The organism is Marinomonas pollencensis (genome assembly GCF_003387375.1).
In the GTDB taxonomy this organism is placed as follows: Bacteria; Pseudomonadota; Gammaproteobacteria; order Pseudomonadales; family Marinomonadaceae; genus Marinomonas; species Marinomonas pollencensis.
The window spans coordinates 261,123-283,421 of record NZ_QUNG01000001.1; the positions used below are offsets into that span (position 1 = coordinate 261,123).

Genomic DNA, 22,299 nt, shown 5'->3' on the forward strand with positions numbered 1-22,299 from the left:
AGGCGCTTTATGTGCATCACCTGTTAACGTATCCAGTGCGTTCACAGGTGATTTATTAACACTCTACGGTCTGTCATTTTTTCTCAAAATCGATTTCAAAAAAAACCATTTTGTAGAGCAATATAATGATTTGTCCGATTTCTTCTCTGTGCTAATCTCACCAAGACGTTCTGTCGTTATTCAGGCATAACGCGTGTTTTGTTAAACCCTTTTCAGGCAAGAGCAAACAAAGGAAGGTTTTCATATTGCTCAATAAAACTGATTAGGGTGCTTTGTTCCTTATTTAAATAATAGCGTTGTACGCTTAGGGTTATAACAATGGATTCCACCTTCACTTTATTGGATTTAGGCTGGCAGCCTTATTTTCAACAACAACTGTCATTGGATGACTTAGAATCTAACCGCATTGCACGTATTTGCTCCCATCACAATAACAGCTACCAACTGGTTGACGAGTCTGGCTTGTTTTCCCTATCGGAACAAGCTGACATGCCAGCGATGACAATAGGTGATTGGGTCATTACCGATGCTGAACAGGTATTTTTACGGCGTTTAGATCGTGCTTCTTGGTTCGACAACTGCGCGGCAAATATTGATACAGTGTTTATCGTTTGCGCATTGGACACCCACTTCAATCTGCCTTTGATCAAACGTTACCTTGATCTGGTGCATGAAGCACAAGCCGATGCCGTTGTGGTTTTGAGTAAAGCGGATTCTTGTGAGGACAGCCACGAAAAACGTGCTCAAGTAGAGCGCCTAGACCCGATGCTGATCGTTGAAACCGTTAATGCACTGGACTTAAGCAGCCTCGATTGCCTTTCTCCTTGGCTCAAAAAAGGTAAAACCATTGCCTTGCTGGGGGCCACTGGCGCGGGTAAATCTTCGCTGATCAATACCCTGATGCAAGCCCCACCTGAACAACGACCTAAGATTGGCGCTTCCAATGCACTACAACCGACGCCTACAGGTGCTATTTTATTAGACACCCAAGGGTTAAGAGAGCTGCAAGTTGCACAATACAACGCAGGTAAAATAGAAAGTTTTGCCGATATTCTAGCGCTCACAGAAAGCTGCCGTTTTAGTGATTGTCAGCATCAAGGAGAACCTGGGTGTGCCATTAGCATGGCACTCACACAAGGCCGTCTTGATGAACAAAGGGTGAGTAACTTCCTATTAATGCGTACTGAACAAACAGATGACAACATTAAGGCGAAATCTAAACCACAAGAAAAATTTTATCGCAGTGCCCAATCGGATATACGTGCTCGTAAGCACAGTGCGGCTGACTAACACCACAAACTCTTCTCAAGGATGACAATACTATTAAGCGCCATGCTGTACTCATCACCATGGCGCTTGACCTGACGGCTAACTGCTCTGGGTATATCTTAACTAACGCGACACGTCATAACTTAGCTCTAGACTACTAAATCCCCTTGCTTAATACTCTTATTAAAGCCATCCATCGTGATCACTTAAAGAAAGTGGACAGACCATGATTAGCGTTAGACAGCCAATAGTAGAAGACCTCACCTTGAATCAAGATGAGGCCTTTTACTCGGCTGACGCTTACCCCGTTTACTAATACTAGCGCCATCAAACAAACCTGAGATAACGAGATTCAAGCTTACTGCTATCGAAATCAGCAACAAACCTGAGATAACGAGATTCAAGCTTACTGCTATCGAAAGCAGCAACAAACCTGAGATAACGAGATTCAAGCTTACTGATATACGGCAACAGCGGATGCCGCTAGCGGCTCTTCTTTTTCACCCCTTGGGTGGCTTTAAATCTAGGGTTAGATTTGCAAATCACAAATAAACGCCCTTTTCGTTTCACCACTTTACAGTCTGGATTCCGCGTCTTTGCACTCTTAAGTGAACTTACTACTTTCATTTATCTAGCCCTCATTTTCTACTACGGTAACGACGTTTAAACTGAGCAATGCGCCCTTCGCCATCATGAGTACGCTGCTCGCCAGTGTAAAATGGGTGCGATGCGCTAGACACATCGATCGCCATATAAGGATACTCTTTACCATCGCGCTCAACGGTCTGATCCGTTTTAACCGTAGAACCAATCATGAAATAACGATCGATACGTGTGTCATGAAAAACAACCGTACGGTAGTTAGGATGAATTTTTGATCTCATCTTCTTCTCCACTAATGTTATGTTATAACATTTTATAGCTTTTTTAATACTTTATTGCAACCAAAAAAAACGGCCCTTCGAAAAGGACCGCTTCAATCTTGTGCTTAGCTGAGCAAAAAAAGACTAATACGGAGAATCATTCATCATCGCCACCCATTGCTCAACATGCTGTTTAAACTCGGCCATTTTCGAATTTGGAATTTCCTGTAAGGTAGGAATATCGGTGGTCATCGCATTCACAGGCTTACCATTTACATGCAGTTCATAGTGTAAATGCGCGCCTGTTGTACGCCCTGTATTTCCTGATAAAGCAATCACTTGACCACGCTTAACGTGTTGGCCTTTTTTCACCAAAATTTTACTAAGATGCAAAAAACGCGTGCTGTAAGGACCTAGATTATCAACATCTAAATATTTACCTGCGTATTTCTGGTAAGCCACTCGCGTGACCACACCGTCCCCCGTTGCTAACACTTTAGTGCCCGTTGGGGCCGCCAAATCGGTGCCATTATGAGGCGATAATCGCCCAGTAATAGGATGACGGCGATCAGGGTTAAAGGGTGAACTAATACGATAATGAATTTTAGTGGGCCAACGTAACAATGCTGGCGTCAAACCATTACCATTTTGGTCATAAAAGCGCCCATCGGAATGCAAAAAGGCATGGTAGGTTTCGCCTTTAATCGTTAGCTGAATAGCCTCTATTTGCGTTCTACCGACACTTTCTCCATTGACATCACCGGTCTCTACTACGAGATCAAAACTGTCTCCTGCACGAGCATCTTTGCGAAAATCAATGCGGGTTTTGAACAAGTCTCTGATAATAACGATATTGGCATCTGACAGACCCAGCTTTTTAGCCGATTGATAAAAGCTACCGACAATCTTGCCGTGCAAAGCATGTTGCGAGTAGTTGATTGGCAGAGCGTTTTCTTGATAGCTAAAGCCACCATTTTTATGACGCACAAACGAGATGCTTTTACTTGGGTTAATTCGCCGTGACAGGCTTTTTAATTGGCCATCTTGGTCCAGTTCAAAGCTGAGCGTATCACCCGCTAAAAGCGGCTCCAACACCAAATATTCTTCATCTGCTTCTAAGATGGAATACATGTCATGACGAGACAAACCCAATCGATTGAATATTTTCTCCAGCGTTTCTCCAGACTTTATAACATGCTCAATAATCTGCGGTACTGGGGCCGTACTCGCAATGTCTTGCAGAGGGTCAGTGGAAACGAGTGGAGTGGCTGTATCTGGACTGGTGGGCTCTACTGTATTGGCCTTGATAGGCACTTGGGTTAACGTGCTATTTGGTAGCACATAGGTTTCTGGATCTGGGCTAGGGGCAACTAACCCTCGGTACACCAACATCAAAAGAATAAAAACAGCAGAGATCAAAACTAGCCAAGCTTTTGGGCCAGAAGGCTGCCAGCGCGAAAGGCGATTTTCAGAAGACATAAAAAAAATAACTCGTTAAACAGGATAAAGCGGCTCTAGCTGAACCAATTAAGCGCCCAAAACATTATTAACAGGGTCAGATATTCATTAAACCATCTTTAACTGTTTGGAATGCATACGGTTAAGTACCATTAAATTCGTTTGATAGGCTAATAAACCAAACGAATTTAATGGTAATTTTCACTTTCTATACCGAAGATATGATTCTGGGCATCAAAATAACTGGCGAGAATACGGCATTCTCGCCTCTAAGGAAATCCCTTTGATCAATAAAAGCCCATAAGGCCCTCTATATCACGCACCAGGGCTAAAAATAATGCAGTAATTGGATCGAGGTATCGTTCCAACTTTGGGCTTCATACCATGAGTGAGAAGCTTTCAAACGCAGCTGCCAATTTGGCGCTAACTGATGCGCCCAAACGCCATTGACGCTGCGACGCTCTGCGTTGTGGAGGTTAATATCCGTTAGGTATTCAAAACCTAGCTGCAAATTATTCTGCTCGCCATACCAAAGCCACTTCAATTCAGGCCCCACTTCTAGACGATAGCCATCTTGGTAATCTTGATCTACCGAGGCGCTGCCATTCAGCAGTACAGAGAACATACTACGGCCTATTTCTTGGGTGACACCTGCACCACCTTTTAAGCGAAATACCAACTCGTCATTTATGCTTTCATCACGCAACAAGGAAGCATTAACCTGCCAAGATTTCGGTGTTACCAACGCATTTTTGGGAGCAAATGAACGAATATTAATAAATGAAAAAGTATCCACTTCTACTGACTCGGCTTCATCCCATCGTAGGCTACCACTGAACATAGAAAGCTCAGCACCTTTTAAGTAACCACCTGGCGGGTCCAATAAACCATGATAAGACGGTCGATACTCTAAGACTGAATAAGCGTTACTGTCCTTTGTTCCTAAAGACAAACCTAGGCGCTGGGTTAAATGCCCTTGGTCATCGCGCAATGCCGGTGGTTCAACGGGGGCAAAAACCTCTCCTCGTTGGCGCTTACTACGTAATGAGAGCAGCTTAATCGAACGTCCATTTAAATAGCTGGAAGTCACTTTTTTACGAGCCACCAAATAGCGGCTGTATTCATAAGCCACTTCTAAAATTTGCGCCTGGTCTCGATCGCTGTATGTGTCTAGCTCAGTGAGATCTAATTGCTCGTTATCGACTAGGGCTTTTGCTACCTCAATCCGCTCATCGTCTATTTGCGTCAGCATATTCGACATTCTATTTAGCAAAGATGGACGATAACTGGCCTCATCAATCATATTGGCTTTTTTAAGCACCCGAACAGTATCGGCGGGTATCGCCCAAAGGGAAAACTCGTCAGCCAAATTCAACCGTGGACTGCTGGCATCAAGTAAGGTCAATAACTGATAGGAGCAGTTTTCTGAGAAAAAATAATACGACATTTGGGTGCTTTGCATCTCCCACACATGACGTATAAATTGCTGCACCTCAAACGGGGTTAGGTCGAGCTTGTATTCCCAAATATCACGGCTTTCAAGAAAGTTGTATTCTTTTACTTTTTGGTAATAAGGCATCACAGACACCACACCAGGATAGCCACCTGTCAGCCCTTTGTAACTAAATACCAACTGGTTATCATCAGGATCCGCATTGGCAGCATAATTTACTGCATAATCTAATAAAGGGGCATCGTTGCCTTTCTTTTTGACGCGAAACAGAGTGTGCCCATACATGGATGAAGGGCTATTCAAATAGGCTGCTGGAAAAATCAAATAAACACTTTCACCATTAATTTGAGCAAACCAAGGGTCGAAATCTGGGCATTCAATTTGCTGCAACGGCAAATCTGGCCTTTGTTTTTTCAACCAAAAAAAACGTGCTGGGTATCGGCATTGGGCGGCTTGATTAGTATCCGCCAACGTTGGCCCTTGGATAAACCCGGCTAACGTTGCCTTAAGCTCTGCCGCTGGGCTTTGGTTGCCCTGTTGTGACATAAAGAAATTTGGGTCATCGATCTGACTACCGCTTCCTTTAATCGCACCTACACCATGGTAGTGCAATAAGTCTCGCCATTCTTTTTTACCAGCAAGAGCATCGATTTCACTATCAGACAAGGGCAAAGCAATGGCTGCAAACAAAGAGGATGATAGGGAAGAAAGTACTAAAAAGATTAAAAAGCGCATATAAATAAAAGCTACCAACAAAAAATGAGGGCAATGGATGCCCTCATTTGGTCAAGGTCAATTAGGGATTAACCTAGGTATTTAGACAACTCTTTTGAGTCAGACATAACGGACATGATTCCGTCATACGCTGTTGTTGGAGTGGCTTGAGCATCAGCAAAAACCGTGTCGAAATGAGACTGCATTTGCTCATTAAAGATGGCTTTATCCGCCCCTTCAACGCCCATTAGATCAGCCAATGCATTCAATGTTTCGCCATCACCTTTCGCCATATCTGTCGCCAGAGGCTCTAGGTTCTCGTTTAGGAACATAGCAATGCCATCAGCCAGTGGGCCGTTCGCATCTTCACAACCCAAGGTACCAGAGGTCATACCAAATGTTTGGTTACCAGAAGTCGCATTGGTCGTCGCCGCCATAACGTGCTCGTACCACTCATTGGCGTCTTGGAAAACAACCGCCGTACCCAGACCACAACCCGCAGGGCCATGAGAGGCAGCGAAAGATGAAACAGAGGCAGTAGCAATGACTGCAGATAAGATAAGTTTTTTCATAATGATTACCTATAATTCCATTAATAAGTTCTAACCAGTATTCCCAGATAACACTGTTTATAACAACCACTTCCGTAGGCCGAGCTTCTTCTCCTAGTGAGTGGTTACTCAAGTGAAACAGCTACTAGCAGGTTATAGGAAGGCCTCTATGGATGTAAAGAAAAGGTCATTATTAAGCACAAAAAAGTAGGGTTTTATTAAAACACAACACTTTATTTGAACAATTTTCCTTCTATTCTTGAGAAATTTTCACCATTAATAAAGGAAGGCCAAAAAGCACATGATAGAAATGACTTTTACCTGCCTGTAGCCACAGAAAACGACATCTATCATGGAAACCGCCTAGGCACATGGACGCCGCCAGTCAGACTACGTACTATTACTTACAAACCATTACAATCTGCAATGCACCAAAGGCTTACTTCCATGACCCGTTTTTCAGCGACCAGCGTTCAACCTTGTCACTATTTACGCCAAGAGGATACGCGACAAGAAAGCGTGCTATTGGTTGAAGAAGCGCCTCTCGCAATCAGCATTAACGACATAACTCATGCGGTCATGATGGTGACACCCACTTCCCTTGATGCCTTTGCTATCGGATTTGCCTTTAGCGAAGGATTAATCGAAAACGCTCAAGAGATGCGCGATATTAGCCTCGAAAAGACTTCCACTCAGCATCCTGAAATTGATGGTTTTGCAATTAATTTAATCGTTAGTCAGCGACGTTTTGCTGACTTTAAAAAAGGCCGCATCGCTCGTTTAGGAGCTACCGGATGTGGCTTGTGTGGTGTTGAATCATTAGATTATGCGCTGCCTCAATTAACGCCGCTTATACCCAGCGATATTTTGTCAGACTCAGTATTACGTGGTTTAAAAAGCCAACTTTTTGAGCATCAAATTATTGGTAAAGAAAGCGGCGCTATCCACGCGGCGCTGTTGGTTTCTCCACAAGGCGAGCCATTGATTGCCATGGAAGACATTGGTCGTCACAACGCACTGGATAAAGTACTAGGCTATGCGTTACAACATAATATAAATCTTCATAATCACAGTGTGGTCATGTCGAGCCGATGCAGCACAGAACTAATACAAAAAGCGGTTCGTTCTGGTTTATCCTGCTTGATTCATCTTGCTTCGCCCAGTACCTTGGCGGTTAAACTTGCACGGCAGTATGGTTTGACTCTTATTCATTTACCCAAGCAAGACGCTCCAAGAATTTTTGCGTCGTCTTATCAACTTAAAGGCAACTAATCATGTCTAAAAATAGCTTCTACACTCCTTACAAAGGACCTGCCGGCGGCTGGGGAGCATTACAAAGCACCACAAAACACTGGCTTAAAAGTGATAATGCGGTTCGCAATGTGTTCACCATGCTCAAGACCAACCAACCAAATGGTTTTGATTGCCCGGGCTGTGCTTGGGGCGAAAAACACGACCCTGCCAAGATACGCTTTTGTGAAAACGGCGCCAAAGCCGTTAACTGGGAAGCAACGTCCCGTCGTGTCGACGCCGACTTTTTTAAGCAACACAGCGTCAGTTGGCTAAACACGCAAAGTGACTACTTCCTTGAGTACCAAGGTCGCCTGACTGAACCAATGCGCTATAACGCACAAACAGATCACTATGAGCCCATCTCGTGGGAGCAAGCGTTTGCGCAAATCGCCGAGTCTTTGAAGGCTCAAGAAGATCCAAATCAAGTGGCTTTTTATACTTCAGGTCGTGCCAGTAACGAAGCGGCTTTCCTCTATCAATTATTTGCCCGCGCTTACGGCACCAACAACTTCCCAGACTGCTCCAACATGTGTCATGAAGCCAGTGGTTATGCCTTGATCAGCAGTTTAGGCATAGGCAAAGGGTCCGTTGAAATCGATGACTTTGAACGCGCCGATGCAGTTTTTGTATTTGGTCAAAACCCAGGGACTAACCACCCTCGGATGCTTGAAACATTGCGTGAGGTGGTGTCTCGTGGCGCCCAGCTACTGACTTTCAACACTCTACGTGAGCGTGGTCTAGAGCGCTTCCAAAACCCTCAAAACCCAATTGAAATGCTCACCAATGGCTCTAAGCCAACCCACACTAACTACTATTGCCCTAAAATTGGCGGCGATATGGCAGTGGTTCGCGGCATAGTCAAAGTCTTGATCGAAATGGAAAACGCGGCGCAAAAAGAAGGCAAAGCGATTTTTGATCACGAGTTTATTGAGCAACATACGCAAGGTATGGACGCTTACTTGGCAAAAGTGGAACAAACGTCTTGGGATGATATCCTGCCTCAGTCTGGTCTCAGCAAAGAAGAGATTTACCATTGCGCTGAAGTGTATGCCAACGCCAACAGTGTGATATGCACTTGGGCAATGGGCATCACTCAACATCACCATTCGGTGGCAACCATCCATGAGATAGTTAACCTACTTGCGCTACGTGGCAACATTGGTAAACCTGGGGCCGGCACCTGTCCTGTCCGTGGCCACAGTAATGTACAAGGCGACCGCACTATGGGCATTAACGAAGCCCCATCGAAAGCCTTTTTAGACTCAATGGAAAAGCACTTTGGCTTCCCTCAGCCTCAAGATCACGGTTTAAACGTGGTACAAACCATTCAAGCCATGCAAGCAGAGAAGGTAAAAGTCTTTATTGCTCTTGGTGGTAATTTTGCGGCGGCCACACCAGATACCCAAGCGACCCAAGAAGCACTTAAAAGCTGTGATTTGATTGTGCAAATCAGCACCAAGCTAAACCGTTCTCACCTCACCATTGGTGACAATGCTTTGATCTTACCTTGCTTTGGACGTACCGACATTGACCAGCAAGCCACTGGCGTGCAGCGCGTCACCGTGGAGGATTCATTTAGCATGGTCCATGCCTCTGGCGGCGTAATGGAGCCACTTAGCCCTGAGCAACGCTCGGAGCCTGCTATTATTGCCGGTATGGCACAAGCAACACTGGGTGACTTCCCTCTTAACTGGGAAGAATTAGCAGGCGATTACAGCCTTATTCGACAACATATCGAAGCGGTAATACCTGGCTTTAAAGACTTCAATCAACGAATTGAACATAAAGGTGGGTTTTATTTAGGCAACAGTGCAAGAGAGCGCAACTGGGCTACTCCAGGGGGTAAAGCCATTGTTCACACTCATTCTCTGCCAGAATCTATCTTGCCTAAAAAGGCACAAGACCTAGCCTCTGACAGCACCCTGGTGCTGCAGACCTTGCGCTCACATGACCAGTACAACACGACCATCTATGGCATGGATGACCGCTATCGTGGCATTAAGGGCGAACGCCAAGTGTTGTTCATTAACCCTGCGGATATTAAACGCTTAGGCTATCAAGAAGGCGACACCGTCACCCTTCGTTCATTATGGGACGATGGTGTAGAGCGTAAAGTCAGCGGTTTTAAGTTGGTTCCTTACAGTATTCCTGCCGGCAATATTGCAGCATACTACCCTGAAACCAACCCATTGGTACCGCTCAATAGCCATGGCGAGTTCAGCTACACTCCAACCTCAAAAAGCATCGCGATTGAGCTAGAACCCTACCAAGAGCCAGCCTCTAAAATTGCTTCGGTAGCGAACTAAAATCAATATAACAAGGCAATAAAAAAAGCCTCACGCCAGATAAAAGTCTGGTATGAGGCTAATTAATCAACGGAGTAAATAGGATTAATTTAAAAGAGTTTTCATAAAAACTCGATTAAACCTTGGTTTCATTGTTAACTAAACACTCTTCTTTTTTGTGTAATACAACAGTTGTATTACTATCATATTTCCACATATTACCGGTTGCCCAATCAATGCCAAATCCATATATATTCAGGATATTAGCCCAGTAAGATGGGGTAACATGTTTCTTTATAGTCGTTACAGTTCTGTCATAACATTTGTCTGTTACAGTCACTTTAACACCTTCATTTGAAGGAGAAGCAACGACTGTCGCTGGAAGTCTTGTAGGGTATAGCCCATCACTAGATTGGACCTCAACTTTGACGCCTTCTTGACTATCAGATCCTCTTACCATCATTGTCTGACTGCCATTATTAAACATAGTAGAACAACCCGAAAGTAATACTATCGATGAAAGTAGCGCCAGCTTGATTTTAAGTTTTGACATTTCATATATCCCTAAAAAATCCATATTAAAAAAGACCAAATTAAAAGTAAATAAGTCACAAAAATACAATTATAAACAACAGCCTACTAATTCATACTCCCTTATTATTAACACCTAAGTTATTTTATAGCGTTCAATCCAATTTATAAAATTCATTTTTTAGCACCCACTAACTTTCCAGCTAACAAATAAACAATACTAATGACGCCAAAGCACCGGAAAAAACAACACCAGCACAGTAAAGTACTCTAAACGCCCTAAAATCATCGCAAAGCTCATCATCCAAGTGCCGGTGTCAGTGAGCGGCGCAAAGCTACTGCCGAGCTCAGCAAAGCCTGGCCCAAGCACATTTAAACAAGCTGCAGTAGCGCTCAATGCCGCCACGAAACTGACGCCTGTGGTCATCAACAAGATGGTAAATAGCATGGTAGTGAGCGCGGCTAAACACATGAACCCCATTACCGAATGACGCACATCCGCACTGATGGTTCGACCCTGAAACTTCATCGCAAACACCCCATTAGGATGCACCAAACGTTTTAGCTCCAACCCCACTGACTTTAACGAGATTATATTTCGAATCACCTTGTTGCCTCCGGCAGTGGATCCTGCACAGCCACCAATGTAACCAACAAAGATCAACACCACCGCGGTTAACGCAGGCCACGCACTTAAGTCAGTGGCGGCAAATCCGGTACTAGTGATAAACGAAATAACATGAAAAAACGACTCGGTAAACGCGCCACCAAGCGTGGCGTCTGCACCTTTTTGGTAGAGATAAAAAGCCAACAAACAAGCAATCACAAAGACGATCAGCAAAAACGCTCGCATCTCTTCATCACGCCAATACAAGCGTATATTTTTTGCTAAATAGACCCGATAATGCAACGCAAAATTGGTCGCCCCTAAGAGCATAAACACATTACAAATCCACAATAATAAGGTGCTATGAAAATACCCCATACTGGCGTCATGGGTTGAAAAACCACCCGTAGAAACGGTTGAAAGACTGTGCCCTATGGCATCAAACACAGACATGCCTGCAAGGTAATAACACAACGCACACAGGACAGTAATTGTCAGGTATACAAGCCATAAATAGTGGGTCGTGCTGGCAACTCGAGGCGAGAGTTTTTCATCTTTAATTGGCCCTGGCGTTTCTGCTTTCAATAGCCGCATACCACCAATGTTAAGCATGGGCAGAATCGCTACCACAAAAATCACCACACCTAACCCACCCATCCATTGTAAAAACTGGCGATACATCAAAAAGCTAGGCGGCATATCATCCAAACCAGATAGCACAGTAGCGCCCGTAGTGGTTAATGCACTAATGGACTCAAACACGCCATCAGTAAAAGTCACATGGGCGATGGTAATGATAGGAATGGCGCCAAGCACACCGACAGCTAACCAAGTTAAGCTCGCGAACAACATGGCTTCACGGGAAGAAACGGACGGCAGCTGGTACTTTTTAAAAGCAACAAGTAGCACTAAGGAAACGCCTAATGTGATGGACGCAGGCATGACAAAATTATTGGCTACATGGTCTTTGAACAACATAAAAGACAGCTCGCCAAACACCAACTGCACTAACCCCATCCACAAACAAGGCATGGTCAATAATCTCAGGACTAATAGAGGCCGAATCATGGGCGGCAAACTCTCCTATTAAAACGCAGGCATATCGTATCGAAACCCTGTTGCGGCATAGCGCCATCCTTAACGCAAAAAAATCGGCATTAACGACAAAGGAAATGAAAACAGCCTTATCTGGCCACAGGATAAAGCTCGGTATAGTACGCCATCAGCGTGCTTTAGAGAAGATTGATCAGATGTGTACGGTAGCGACCTTTCTCATCCCCCTCTTTCCCATTGCATTATTAATTTTATCGATTCAATCATAATCTCAGCCGATACCGATCATTAGATTTTGTAATCCTTATAGCCCTTATTTCAAAATCTCCGCTTAATAAAGCGTATGCATAATCATGGCACCAACCCATCAATTTATGCGTAGAAAAAGTCAATAATAAATTTAAAAAGAGACTAACTTATGTCAACTCATATAAAAAAAATTGTCAAAATAGGACTGATAACCCTTATTGCGGGTTCTCTCTCGATTCAGGCTGCCAGCACTTTAGCTAGTACAAACTTTCGCCTTTCACATTCCGCGCCTCCAGGATCGGATCGAGATATCTGGGCTAAAGAGTTTGCTAAGCAAGTCAAAATCCAGACAGAAGACCGCGTCACTTTTAGGGTCTACCCTGCTAACCAGTTGGGAGACTGGGAAGAAACCTATGACCAACTATCTCAAGGCTCAATTGATGCTGCAGTCCAATCACTATCAACTAAATACGATAAACGTATAGGGATATCTTGGTTTCCATACTCTGTTAGTGATTATAAGTCAGCTGAGCAAGCTTGGAATGTTGGGGGCTTTCTCTTTGACGTTATGAATGGTCTGTTACAAAAGCAAAATTTAACGCTGCTTGCACCTTATGCGAATGGTATGGGCGGCATGGCAGTAAGTTCTAATGTTGAGCAAGCCGATAATCCAAATGCGGATCACAAAAATCTTAAAATTCGTGTGTGGCCATCCGGTGCAGCAACTCATCGCCCGGTTCTTGAACGCTTAGGTTACAACACAACAACAATGCCTTGGGCAGAGCTCTATACTGGCGTTCAAACTGGCGTTATTGACGGAATGATAGGCGGTACACCTGAAAACGCAGTTCGAGATTGGAATGGGATTGTAAAAACATGGGTCCAACTCAATGATCATTTTGAAGTAAATTGGTTAGTAATGAACCAATACTCCATGAGTCGCATATCAGAAAACGACCGTCAGACCATTCAAAACATTGCTAAAGAGCTAGCTACCGAGCGATTCCAACAGGTCGCTAAATCAGATGAATCATACCGTCAAGAGCTAAAAGACAGCGGCGTTACTGTTATTACCTTTAATGAGCAGGAGCTAGCCTCTATATCTGATGCGGTCCGTAAAGATGTCTGGCCACACATCAAAGACGAGCTAGGCGATGACCTCTACCAATTAATGGTAAATCACTACAACGAATAAATTTCACCAGACTGAGTCATTCCATAAAAGTTGGAATGGCTTAGTGTTAGTTTAAAAACTGACGCTTAGGATTTTATATATTAGAGGTCAAAATCATGACAACTATTAAGACATCGATTTCCTTTTTCATCGCTCTATGGCATCTTAAATTACGTCTACAGCAATGGGTTATGTTCAGTACCAGCATTGCTTTTACCTTACTTGTATTTATACAAGTAATCTCTCGATACATATTCGACTATTCTTTTTTTGGTATTGAAGAAGCCGCAAGTTATCTAGCCATCATTTTATATTTTATTGGCGCAGCCTATGGAACACACGCAAAAGGGCATATATCGGCTAGCATTGTCGATTCACTTTGCCACCCTGGACGCTTTGTTAATGCCAGCCATGTAATCACATGCTTAATCTCTACATTTCTATGTATCTATTTATGTACAGAAACATGGGAACTAGTGCAATTCAATTTAAAAATGGACGTTCGCTCTGTCGAGTTACGCATACCAATAGCTTGGATTTATATAGGTATGCTTACAGGTATGATTCTAATGGCATTCTATTTTTTCATCGAGATGATCGAAGCTTTCTGCCACTTATTAAAACGCCATATTAGCTGAGGATATTACCATGAGCTCTATTGTTTTATGGGACGTTGCATTATTAATAACACTGATGATGATTGGTGTTCCTGTTGCATTAACCTTTGTCGCTGCAGCACTATTTCTAATCGTTATGGGAGATTATGGGAATACCTCATTTATGATTACTGCAGGATTCGCTAAAACCTCTTCTATGGTTTTACTGGCGATTCCTCTTTATATCCTTGCTGGCTCTATTATGACGAATGGAGGGATAGCCAAACGCTTACTTGATGTGGCGGACAGCCTTTTTGGACACTATCGTGGAGGCCTTGGGGTTGTTACGGTTGTCACTACCGCCGTTTTTGGTGCGATTTCAGGGATGGCATCTTCCGCTGTCGCAGCTATTGGCTCAATTATGATTCCACGAATGGTGGAGAAAGGTTACGATCGAGGTTACGCCACTTCTCTAGTCGCTTGCTCCGCTGTTCTTGCGCTACTCATTCCACCTAGCGCCACGATGATTTTATATGGCTGGGTCACCAGCACATCAATCACAGCGGTGTTTCTTGCCCCTGTCTTACCGGCTTTGTTATTAATTTCTCTATTTTGCTTTTGGAATTTCGTGTTAACTCGAAAAATGCCTCTGGTGATTGAGAAAAAAGTCAGCTTTAAAGAAGCAAAAGAAAATATCTTCTTAAAAACCCGCAAAGCTGGTTTTGGCCTGGCCATGCCAGTCATCATCTTGGGCTTTATTTATGGTGGCGTCACTACACCGACTGAAGCTGCGGCCGTCGCTGTTATGTACGCTGTACCTGTAGCTTTTTGGGTGTACAAAGATATGACATGGGGGTCCTTTTATGAAGCTGTTTGGAAAGCAGCGCAAGTTACTGCGGTACTTATGCTAGTCATATTTTGTGCCACTATGTTAGCCCGAGTACTTACCTTTGAAGATGTCCCTCAGCAAATACTGACCACGTTATTATCGATTACTGAAAATAAAATTCTGCTACTTCTCTTAGTCAATTTATTTTTACTAATGGTTGGTATGTTTATGGAAGATGTTTCAGGAATATTATTAGCAGCACCTTTACTGATGCCCGTCATGAATGAAATTGGTGTTCACCCTGTGCATTTTGCAGCAATAATTGGCACAAACTTAGGAATGGGATTAATAACACCGCCTACCGCACCAATACTATATTTTGGAACATTAGTAGGGGGAGTAAAACTGCCACAAGTTATTAAACCAACACTTGTGTTTGTATTTCTCGCTTATCTCCCTGTTGTTTTGTTGACCACTTTCATTCCAGAGCTTGCCTTATGGCTTCCTCGCCTAGTCACCGGACTTTAATTAATAAAATAAAAAAGCCATTAATAACGGCTCCTCATATAATTTTTTAGTAACACTATTATTAAAAAAGTAACTTATAGATTAGCTTGGAGATTCACGATGCGCATTGAAAATGATGCTTTAGGTAAACGAGAAATAAAAAATGAACTGTATTATGGGATTCAAACACTTCGCGCTAAAGAAAACTTCTCTGTATCAGGTAAAACAATTTTCGACATTCCTTACTTTGTAGAAAGTATTGTTCAGATTAAAAAGGCTGCCGCTCTTGCAAATCATCAAATAGGAGCATTAGATAACTCTGTGTGTAAGGCTATCTGTCAGGCAGCCGATGATGTTTTAACACAGCCGGATCGCCAAGATTTTATTATAGATATTTACCATGGCGGAGGCGGTACCTCTGCCAACATGAATGTGAATGAAGTACTAGCAAACCGAGCTAATGAAATACTTACTGGTAGCAAAGGGTATGACAATGTACACCCAAACACCCATGTCAATATGGGACAATCAACAAATGATGTGATCCCTGCTGCAATGAAAATGGCGGTATATCATTCATTATTCCAACTCTGCCAGGCTTTGCAACATTGCATTACATCATTAGAGAAAAAAGAGGCTGAATTTAACGAGATCGTCAAACTGGGGCGTACATGCTTCCAAGATGCGTTACCAATTACTCTCGGACAACAATTCAGCGGCTATCGAAATGCATTTGTTAGAATGCTTAAGGATGTTCAACAGGCTCAATTACTCTGTCTAGAACTTCCTTTATCTGCAACCGCAGTAGGGACTGAATTTGGGACTTTCCCTGGCTACAAAGAATGGGTTTACCGAACCCTAGAAGAAACCACTTCTATTCAGTGGAGAGCAGAAAAGAACCTTTTCGATGGATTACAAAATGCGGATCTATGGCTAAAAATCTCAGCAACTCTAAAAGCTGTTGCACTTAACCTACATAAGCTTGCTGGAGACCTGCGCCTCATGTCTTCTGGGCCTCGCGCTGGTTTAGGTGAAATAACACTACCTGCAGTACAACCCGGTTCATCTATTATGCCAGGTAAAGTAAATCCAGTTGTTCCCGAAATGGCAATGCAGGTATATTTTCGTGTTTTAGGCAATGACGTCGCCATTAGCCGTGCTTGCGAAGGGGAGTTAGACCTTAATGTTTGGGAGTCTCTTATTCTTAATTGTACAACGGAATCTTGTAATCTCTTAACTTCTTGCATTCCTCTGCTTATGGAAAAGTGCGTCGATGGCATTATCGCTAATAAAGAAAAGTGCCTAACAGATGCGGAACAATCGTTAGCGCTATCGACCGTTATCGCAACGCTGTTTGATTATCAAACAGCGTCAAGACTGGCGAAACAAGCAGAAGCTGAAAGTAAGACAATTAAACAAGTAGTTATCGAAAATAAGCTCATGTCTAAATCAGAAGCTGAAACATATTTAGACCCATTAATGATGACCTCGCCCCACCGCTTCAATCAATTATTTAGCAAAAAACGGAGCACCAAAGATGGCCACTAACACCCCTATATTGAATCAGGCCGCTAATTTTCTAGCCAACCTAGAATACGAAAAGCTACCAGTGGACGTAACCGAATCTGCTAAACGCGCTATTCTAGACTATATCGGCGTTTCCATTCCCGGTAGTCAACAGCCTGTTGCACAAAATCTATTTGCTTGGGCAGAAAAAAGAAACTGGGGGAAAACTGCTACAGTGATTGGCCGTAAGATTAAAATGGCCCCAGAAAATGCCGCATTAATTAATGCGGCATCAGGACACGCTTTGGACTTTGACGACACAAGTTGGTCAACTATAGGACATCCCACAACCGTTATTTTCCCAGCAATTTTAAGTTTGGCGGAAGAATATAACTGCACGGGTAAGCAAACACTACTTGCCTACATTGCAGGCTTAGAAGTTGCTCATAAAATAGCCGACCTTATGATGCCAGAAGCGTCTGAAAATGGCTGGCATACAACCGGAATTTTTTACACACTTGGCACTGCAGCAGCAGCCTGCCAACTACTACAATTAGCGAAGGAGCAATCCGCTTTATGTATGGCACTTGCACTTTCTAAGTCGAGCGGTATAAGAAGTAACTTTGGCACTCAAGCTAAGCCTTATCACGCAGGGATGTCTGCTAAAGCAGGGCTTGAAGCCGTCAGCCTCACATTAAGCGGCATAAACTCTTCACCTACCGCACTAGAAGATGAAGATGGTTTTATTCAATGCTATGCAAGCAGTGAACTAGCAAAAATCGTAAAAAACATGGCAAAGCCCGTTTTATTCGGATCCCCTTGGGATATAACACATAGAGGTTACGCCTTTAAAAAATACCCTAATTGCAGTGGCAATCACCCTGCTTGTGACGCCATATTAGAATGGCTTAATAAAAACCCTACCCCTATAGAGGATATTGCCTCTATACATTGTGGTGTAAGCTTGCTTGGCCCTAAAGAACTTGTTTGTGATCAGCCTAAAACTCCTACCGAGGCAAGGTTTTCAATTCAGTTTTCTTTGGCCTGCGCCCTAACCTATGGAAAAATTACTCTTTCTGAGTTTACAGATGAGATTATTCTATCACCTCATATACAAGAGCTTATGTCTCGCATTACCATGGGAGTAGACCAAGATTTAGCAAGGCTGGGTTTTATTGGAACCGCACCTGTCAAAATATGGATTACAAAAGTATCCGGTGAGGAAATTTATCTCGAAAACAATTTAGCCCATGGGAATCCTGAGAAGCCATTTTCTGATAATGAGTTTAATGCAAAGTTTCTGAGTTGCTGTCATGAACTAATAACAAGAGAGCAAGCGGAATTACTATTAAAAGACATTTACCAACTTGACAAAGTAAAAGATATAAAAAAAATAACCAACCAGCTTTGTTTTTAATCCAGACAAAATTAACTAGAAAGCTTTTACTTTTACAAATAAAGGGGGAAGTAACCCCCTATTTCATCACTTTATCTTATCGATCAACTCTATTGCATTATTGTCAATAACAATCTCATTATTGATGGAAGAAAATTTTTTCATTATTTCAGGAAGCAATACAGTTTTCAGCTGAAACGCACATTGCGCTAGTATTGACTCAACTAATGGCTGATATTCATTCTTTCGAGTAATCACGTAAATTTCCCGAGTATAAGATGGCTGCGGTGCTGCTTGAATATGAATTTTTTCCAGTTTATTAGAACACTGCATCAAGCATAGAGGAGAACAAAGCCCCCACCCTAAACCATCTTCTATCATTGATAACACAACACTGGTCGTATCCGCTTCTGCTCGACTTGGTACAGTCATCCTCATTCTAGAAAAGTGTGTTTCCGCAATACGCCCTGAAGAAGAACGCGTTGAGTACTTTACAAATGATAAATCCGAATTTATTAGTTTTTGCCAGCTTATTTTTTCACCTACTAATTCTGATTTTTTTGGCAATACTAATAAATGAGGCTCTTGACATAAAAAATATCGACTTAAACCATTCACACCATCCAAAGAATCACAGGTTATAATTATATCTACTTCTTTATTAATTAAATCATTTGCAATATTAGGAGAAATACCACTCAACACTGAGACCTGACGAGTTTGCCCAGAGAGCATTCGAATCAACGCTGGAGCAATATTCGAAGACAGCGAATCAATCACCCCAATTTTCACAATAGGCTTTAACTCATTCCTTTCACGTATTTCTTCCACAGCTTGTTCGATATCAAAAAACTGTTTCTCCAAAAGCTCTTGTAATATGATTGCCTCAGGCTTTGGTGTAATTGGTCTTACATCTCTATCAAACAATAAAACCTCAAGGCTCTCTTCTAACTTCTGAATATTTTGAGACACTGAAGACTGACTTAAATTAAGTACTTTAGCCGCTTTAGTAAAGCTCCTATATTGGCAGACAGCAAGAAACACATTTAATGTCGAACTATATAAAACTGAATGGATTTCATCTCGTGAATTTAAAGGCATAAACACTCTCAAATAAGATATTATTACAAATAATACAACACCCTATCGATATCGTCTTGCAGTCTTACTTAAGTGATGCATTTAAATGGATCAAGTCTCTAAAAAAAGTGAAACAGAACGACCTGCGATAAGACCTACAAGAAACCACCTCAATAATCATTTTATTGATTTCCTAAAAAAACACCCATCACATTCTGTTCTTACAGGAAATAACTGCTAATATTCACCAGTTTCCTACCTCCACCCCCAGCAATCGCTTACTGGGGGTGTTTGTGATTACCATGAATTAATAACAGGCTCACCATGGGCTATTTATTGCCCGGTTTTGACCTGCATCCATAAACGCGTCATTAGCCGGTCAATTTTAGGACCACGTAGCTTTTGCGTGAACAAGCGCTTTTTCACTTCTGCGGAAGGGTAAATACTTGGGTTGTTTGAGATTTCTTGGTCTTGTAGTTCCGTCGCTTTTAGATTCGGGTTCGCATACGCGACATAGTTGGTCACTTCAGCAATAACCTCCGGCTCCATTAAATAATTAATGAAGGCCAAAGCGGCATCTGTGTTCTTAGCCCCTTTTGGAATGCCCAACATATCAAACCAAATTTGCGTACCTTCTTTTGGAATGCTGTACTCAACCTCGACGCCATTATCTGCCTCAGCAGCACGATCTTGCGCTTGAATTACATCGCCAGACCAACCAATGGCGACGCAGATATCACCATTTGCCAGCGCGCTAATATAAGCCGAAGAATGGAACTGGCTTACATAAGGGCGAACCGAATCAAGCAGTTTTACCGCTGGGCTATCGAGGGCGTAATCTTTCGGATTACGGGTATTTGGGTCCATGCCAAGATAGTTTAGCGCCAGTGGATAAAGCTCATCAGGCGAGTCCAAGAACATGACACCACATTGCTGTAATTTCTTCATGTTTTCAGGTTTAAATACCAAGTCCCAGCTGTCTACCGGGGCGTCTTTGCCCAACACTTCTTCGACTTTTTTCTTGTTATAACCAATGCCGGTCGTGCCCCATAAATAAGGCACACCGTATTGGTTGCCCGGATCAGCATTTTGTAAATATGAGAGCAATTCTGGATCGATATTTTTCAAGTTAGGCAGCTTAGATTTATCCAGTTTTTGAAACGCCCCAGCTTGAATCTGACGCCCCATAAAAGAAGCGGTTGGCACCACTAGATCATAGCCAGAGCTGCCAGCCAGCAACTTGGCTTCGAGCACTTCATTACTATCAAACACATCCGCCACCACCTTGATGCCAGTTTGCTTCTCGAAATTCTCAATCGTATGCTCACCAATGTAATCTGACCAGTTAAAGAATTTCAGTTCTTCTTGTGCCAAACCTGTTATAGGCGTGGCCACGGCGGCCATCATAGCCAATGGCGATATAATACGTTTAAACGAATGGGATAAAGCGCTTTTCATACCTGTATGCCTCACTTTGTGGTGGTAGAGTGTCTGTCTTTGCTATCTCAATATCAATTCACGATGACAACTATACATTCAATAAAAGGTGCTCACGTTCCCAAGAACTGATCACTTTATTGAACGTTTCAAACTCACTGCGTTTAACGCCAATATAGGCATCCACGAATTGCTGACCCATGATGTTGCAGATTTCAGGGCAGTCTTCTAGTAAGCGCAGTGCTTCTTCCAAGGTTCGTGCCAACTCAATTTCCTCGATTTCAATGGCAGCTTCTTCACCCGATGGTTCTGTCGGACGAAGCTTTTCCTTAATGCCCAAATAGCCGCACGCCAAGCTTGTCGCAATCGCCAAATAAGGGTTGCAATCGGAACCAGGAAAACGGTTTTCAATACGAAAGGCTTCTGGCGATGATGCTGGTATGCGCAACCCTGCGGTGCGATCATCAATGCCCCATTTCATGTTTACCGGTGCCGCCATTTCGGGCGCAAAACGACGGTATGAATTCACATTCGGTGCAAAGAAGCTAATCGCATTAGGCGTGTATTTTTGCAGTCCGCCTAGGTAGTTATAGAAGGCTTCGCTGTATTTACCATTATCATTGAAGATATTTTTGCCCGTTTTAATATCAATCAAACTTTGGTGAATATGCATTGCGCTGCCAGGCTCATTTTGCATTGGCTTGGCCATAAAGGTAGCGTGAATATCATGCTTAATTGCTGTTTCGCGCATCGTTCGTTTAAACACAAAAACCTGATCAGCCAAATCCAGCGGATCGCCGTGCAAAAAGTTAATTTCCATTTGCGCGGCACCGGACTCGTGGATCAAAGTGTCTACATCCAAGTTTTGCGCTTCACAATAGGCGTATAAGGTATCAATCACTGGGTTAAATTCGTTCGCCGCATCGATACTGTAAGAACGGCGTGCCGTTTCCCTGCGACCAGAACGCCCCGCTGCTGGCTTTAATTCATAATCGGGGTCGTTGTTTTTTTGGATCAGATAAAACTCCATTTCCGGCGCAATAACAGGCCGCAATCCCTCTTTTTCAAACAAACTTAAGACATGTCGTAAAATGGTTCTGCTGGCCAATGGGTGTGGTTTGCCATCCGTGTCATAGCAATCATTTATCACTTGCGCCGTCGGCTCATCGGCCCAAGGAACAATGCGCAAGGTATTGGTATCAGGGACTAAGATCATATCTCGATCGCGAGCATCGACAATGTCATAATGGTTATAAGCCCAATCCCCTGTCACACTTTGCACCAGAACCGTTTCAGGTAAGCGCCCCTCTTCCTCGGATAAAAACTTACGCGTAGGATAAAACTTACCCCTCGCATTCCCCGTCATATCAGGCAGCGTAGACTCAATTTCTGTAATCCCATTTGCTTTAAGGAAATCCTCTAGGACACCCATACATCACCTTTTGTAG

18 protein-coding genes are annotated in these 22,299 nt (G+C 43.1%); 8 read left to right on the forward strand and 10 right to left on the reverse strand.

The window, feature by feature from the left end:
• The first annotated feature begins 318 nt into the window (after positions 1-318).
• Positions 319-1,290 carry a GTPase RsgA gene (gene rsgA, locus DFP81_RS01220; protein WP_115895934.1) on the forward strand — a complete coding sequence of 324 codons (972 nt, stop codon included), beginning with the start codon at positions 319-321 and terminating at the stop codon, positions 1,288-1,290.
• A 462-nt stretch (positions 1,291-1,752) separates the two neighbouring features.
• Here the strand turns inward: rsgA and ykgO are convergent, their stop codons facing one another.
• The 5 genes from ykgO to DFP81_RS01245 form a co-directional block, all read right to left on the reverse strand.
• The gene (gene ykgO, locus DFP81_RS01225) at positions 1,753-1,896 is read right to left on the reverse strand and encodes a type B 50S ribosomal protein L36 (RefSeq protein ID WP_115895935.1); all 144 of its coding nucleotides are present in this window, start codon (positions 1,894-1,896) and stop codon (positions 1,753-1,755) included.
• Positions 1,897-1,907: 11 nt separating this feature from the next.
• Positions 1,908-2,153, reverse strand: a complete 246-nt coding sequence (locus DFP81_RS01230; RefSeq protein WP_115895936.1) for a type B 50S ribosomal protein L31 — start codon at positions 2,151-2,153, stop codon at positions 1,908-1,910.
• A gap of 123 nt (positions 2,154-2,276) precedes the next feature.
• On the reverse strand, positions 2,277-3,611 hold the full coding sequence (locus tag DFP81_RS01235; RefSeq protein WP_115895937.1) for a peptidoglycan DD-metalloendopeptidase family protein: 1,335 nt from the start codon (positions 3,609-3,611) through the stop codon (positions 2,277-2,279).
• A 307-nt stretch (positions 3,612-3,918) separates the two neighbouring features.
• Entirely contained in the window at positions 3,919-5,778 is a 1,860-nt protein-coding gene (locus DFP81_RS01240) for an Lnb N-terminal periplasmic domain-containing protein (protein ID WP_147299428.1), read from the reverse strand.
• Positions 5,779-5,846: 68 nt separating this feature from the next.
• Positions 5,847-6,329 (reverse strand): DUF3015 domain-containing protein, encoded by a 483-nt coding sequence (locus tag DFP81_RS01245; RefSeq protein ID WP_115895939.1) that lies wholly within the window; start codon positions 6,327-6,329, stop codon positions 5,847-5,849.
• 426 nt (positions 6,330-6,755) lie between these two features.
• Here DFP81_RS01245 and fdhD point away from each other — a divergent pair, with 426 nt between their 5' ends.
• Positions 6,756-7,580, forward strand: a complete 825-nt coding sequence (fdhD, locus tag DFP81_RS01250; protein WP_115895940.1) for a formate dehydrogenase accessory sulfurtransferase FdhD — start codon at positions 6,756-6,758, stop codon at positions 7,578-7,580.
• A gap of 2 nt (positions 7,581-7,582) precedes the next feature.
• Positions 7,583-9,907 (forward strand): FdhF/YdeP family oxidoreductase, encoded by a 2,325-nt coding sequence (locus DFP81_RS01255; protein ID WP_115895941.1) that lies wholly within the window; start codon positions 7,583-7,585, stop codon positions 9,905-9,907.
• Positions 9,908-10,022: 115 nt separating this feature from the next.
• Here the strand turns inward: DFP81_RS01255 and DFP81_RS01260 are convergent, their stop codons facing one another.
• Both DFP81_RS01260 and DFP81_RS01265 read right to left on the reverse strand, forming a co-directional pair.
• Positions 10,023-10,439, reverse strand: coding sequence for a hypothetical protein (locus DFP81_RS01260; RefSeq protein WP_115895942.1), 417 nt, complete (start codon positions 10,437-10,439; stop codon positions 10,023-10,025).
• Between the two features lie 198 nt (positions 10,440-10,637).
• Positions 10,638-12,092, reverse strand: coding sequence for a TrkH family potassium uptake protein (locus DFP81_RS01265; RefSeq protein ID WP_115895943.1), 1,455 nt, complete (start codon positions 12,090-12,092; stop codon positions 10,638-10,640).
• Between the two features lie 403 nt (positions 12,093-12,495).
• On the opposite strand from DFP81_RS01265, the gene dctP reads away from it, so the two are divergent.
• The 5 genes from dctP to DFP81_RS01290 all read left to right on the forward strand — a co-directional run bounded on the left by dctP (position 12,496) and on the right by DFP81_RS01290 (position 18,355).
• Complete coding sequence (gene dctP, locus DFP81_RS01270) at positions 12,496-13,521, forward strand: TRAP transporter substrate-binding protein DctP (protein ID WP_115895944.1); 1,026 nt, start codon at positions 12,496-12,498, stop codon at positions 13,519-13,521.
• 95 nt (positions 13,522-13,616) lie between these two features.
• On the forward strand, positions 13,617-14,138 hold the full coding sequence (locus DFP81_RS01275; RefSeq protein WP_115895945.1) for a TRAP transporter small permease: 522 nt from the start codon (positions 13,617-13,619) through the stop codon (positions 14,136-14,138).
• Positions 14,139-14,148: 10 nt separating this feature from the next.
• Positions 14,149-15,453: a TRAP transporter large permease gene (locus tag DFP81_RS01280; RefSeq protein WP_115895946.1), complete on the forward strand. Its 1,305-nt coding sequence runs from the start codon at positions 14,149-14,151 to the stop codon at positions 15,451-15,453.
• A gap of 99 nt (positions 15,454-15,552) precedes the next feature.
• Positions 15,553-16,980, forward strand: coding sequence for an aspartate ammonia-lyase (locus DFP81_RS01285; RefSeq protein WP_115895947.1), 1,428 nt, complete (start codon positions 15,553-15,555; stop codon positions 16,978-16,980).
• Positions 16,970-18,355, forward strand: a complete 1,386-nt coding sequence (locus DFP81_RS01290) for an MmgE/PrpD family protein (RefSeq protein ID WP_115895948.1) — start codon at positions 16,970-16,972, stop codon at positions 18,353-18,355. The genes DFP81_RS01285 and DFP81_RS01290 overlap by 11 nt, the downstream gene beginning before the upstream one ends.
• A gap of 66 nt (positions 18,356-18,421) precedes the next feature.
• Here DFP81_RS01290 and DFP81_RS01295 read toward each other — a convergent pair whose 3' ends face one another.
• From DFP81_RS01295 to DFP81_RS01305, 3 genes are all read right to left on the reverse strand, one after another.
• Positions 18,422-19,435, reverse strand: coding sequence for a LysR family transcriptional regulator (locus tag DFP81_RS01295; protein ID WP_115895949.1), 1,014 nt, complete (start codon positions 19,433-19,435; stop codon positions 18,422-18,424).
• Between the two features lie 312 nt (positions 19,436-19,747).
• Positions 19,748-20,872, reverse strand: a complete 1,125-nt coding sequence (locus tag DFP81_RS01300) for an extracellular solute-binding protein (RefSeq protein ID WP_115895950.1) — start codon at positions 20,870-20,872, stop codon at positions 19,748-19,750.
• Positions 20,873-20,942: 70 nt separating this feature from the next.
• A complete protein-coding gene (locus DFP81_RS01305; RefSeq protein WP_115895951.1) occupies positions 20,943-22,283 on the reverse strand; it encodes a glutamine synthetase family protein in 1,341 nt (446 codons plus the stop codon).
• Positions 22,284-22,299 lie beyond the last annotated feature (16 nt).

What these genes read in the sequence shown, in the direction of transcription:
- rsgA (WP_115895934.1), top strand. Translation starts at nt 319, where the DNA reads ATGGATTCCACCTTCACTTTATTGGATTTAGGCTGGCAGCCTTATTTT.
- ykgO (WP_115895935.1), bottom strand. Translation starts at nt 1,896, where the DNA reads ATGAAAGTAGTAAGTTCACTTAAGAGTGCAAAGACGCGGAATCCAGAC.
- DFP81_RS01230 (WP_115895936.1), bottom strand. Translation starts at nt 2,153, where the DNA reads ATGAGATCAAAAATTCATCCTAACTACCGTACGGTTGTTTTTCATGAC.
- DFP81_RS01235 (WP_115895937.1), bottom strand. Translation starts at nt 3,611, where the DNA reads ATGTCTTCTGAAAATCGCCTTTCGCGCTGGCAGCCTTCTGGCCCAAAA.
- DFP81_RS01240 (WP_147299428.1), bottom strand. Translation starts at nt 5,778, where the DNA reads ATGCGCTTTTTAATCTTTTTAGTACTTTCTTCCCTATCATCCTCTTTG.
- DFP81_RS01245 (WP_115895939.1), bottom strand. Translation starts at nt 6,329, where the DNA reads ATGAAAAAACTTATCTTATCTGCAGTCATTGCTACTGCCTCTGTTTCA.
- fdhD (WP_115895940.1), top strand. Translation starts at nt 6,756, where the DNA reads ATGACCCGTTTTTCAGCGACCAGCGTTCAACCTTGTCACTATTTACGC.
- DFP81_RS01255 (WP_115895941.1), top strand. Translation starts at nt 7,583, where the DNA reads ATGTCTAAAAATAGCTTCTACACTCCTTACAAAGGACCTGCCGGCGGC.
- DFP81_RS01260 (WP_115895942.1), bottom strand. Translation starts at nt 10,439, where the DNA reads ATGTCAAAACTTAAAATCAAGCTGGCGCTACTTTCATCGATAGTATTA.
- DFP81_RS01265 (WP_115895943.1), bottom strand. Translation starts at nt 12,092, where the DNA reads ATGATTCGGCCTCTATTAGTCCTGAGATTATTGACCATGCCTTGTTTG.
- dctP (WP_115895944.1), top strand. Translation starts at nt 12,496, where the DNA reads ATGTCAACTCATATAAAAAAAATTGTCAAAATAGGACTGATAACCCTT.
- DFP81_RS01275 (WP_115895945.1), top strand. Translation starts at nt 13,617, where the DNA reads ATGACAACTATTAAGACATCGATTTCCTTTTTCATCGCTCTATGGCAT.
- DFP81_RS01280 (WP_115895946.1), top strand. Translation starts at nt 14,149, where the DNA reads ATGAGCTCTATTGTTTTATGGGACGTTGCATTATTAATAACACTGATG.
- DFP81_RS01285 (WP_115895947.1), top strand. Translation starts at nt 15,553, where the DNA reads ATGCGCATTGAAAATGATGCTTTAGGTAAACGAGAAATAAAAAATGAA.
- DFP81_RS01290 (WP_115895948.1), top strand. Translation starts at nt 16,970, where the DNA reads ATGGCCACTAACACCCCTATATTGAATCAGGCCGCTAATTTTCTAGCC.
- DFP81_RS01295 (WP_115895949.1), bottom strand. Translation starts at nt 19,435, where the DNA reads ATGCCTTTAAATTCACGAGATGAAATCCATTCAGTTTTATATAGTTCG.
- DFP81_RS01300 (WP_115895950.1), bottom strand. Translation starts at nt 20,872, where the DNA reads ATGAAAAGCGCTTTATCCCATTCGTTTAAACGTATTATATCGCCATTG.
- DFP81_RS01305 (WP_115895951.1), bottom strand. Translation starts at nt 22,283, where the DNA reads ATGGGTGTCCTAGAGGATTTCCTTAAAGCAAATGGGATTACAGAAATT.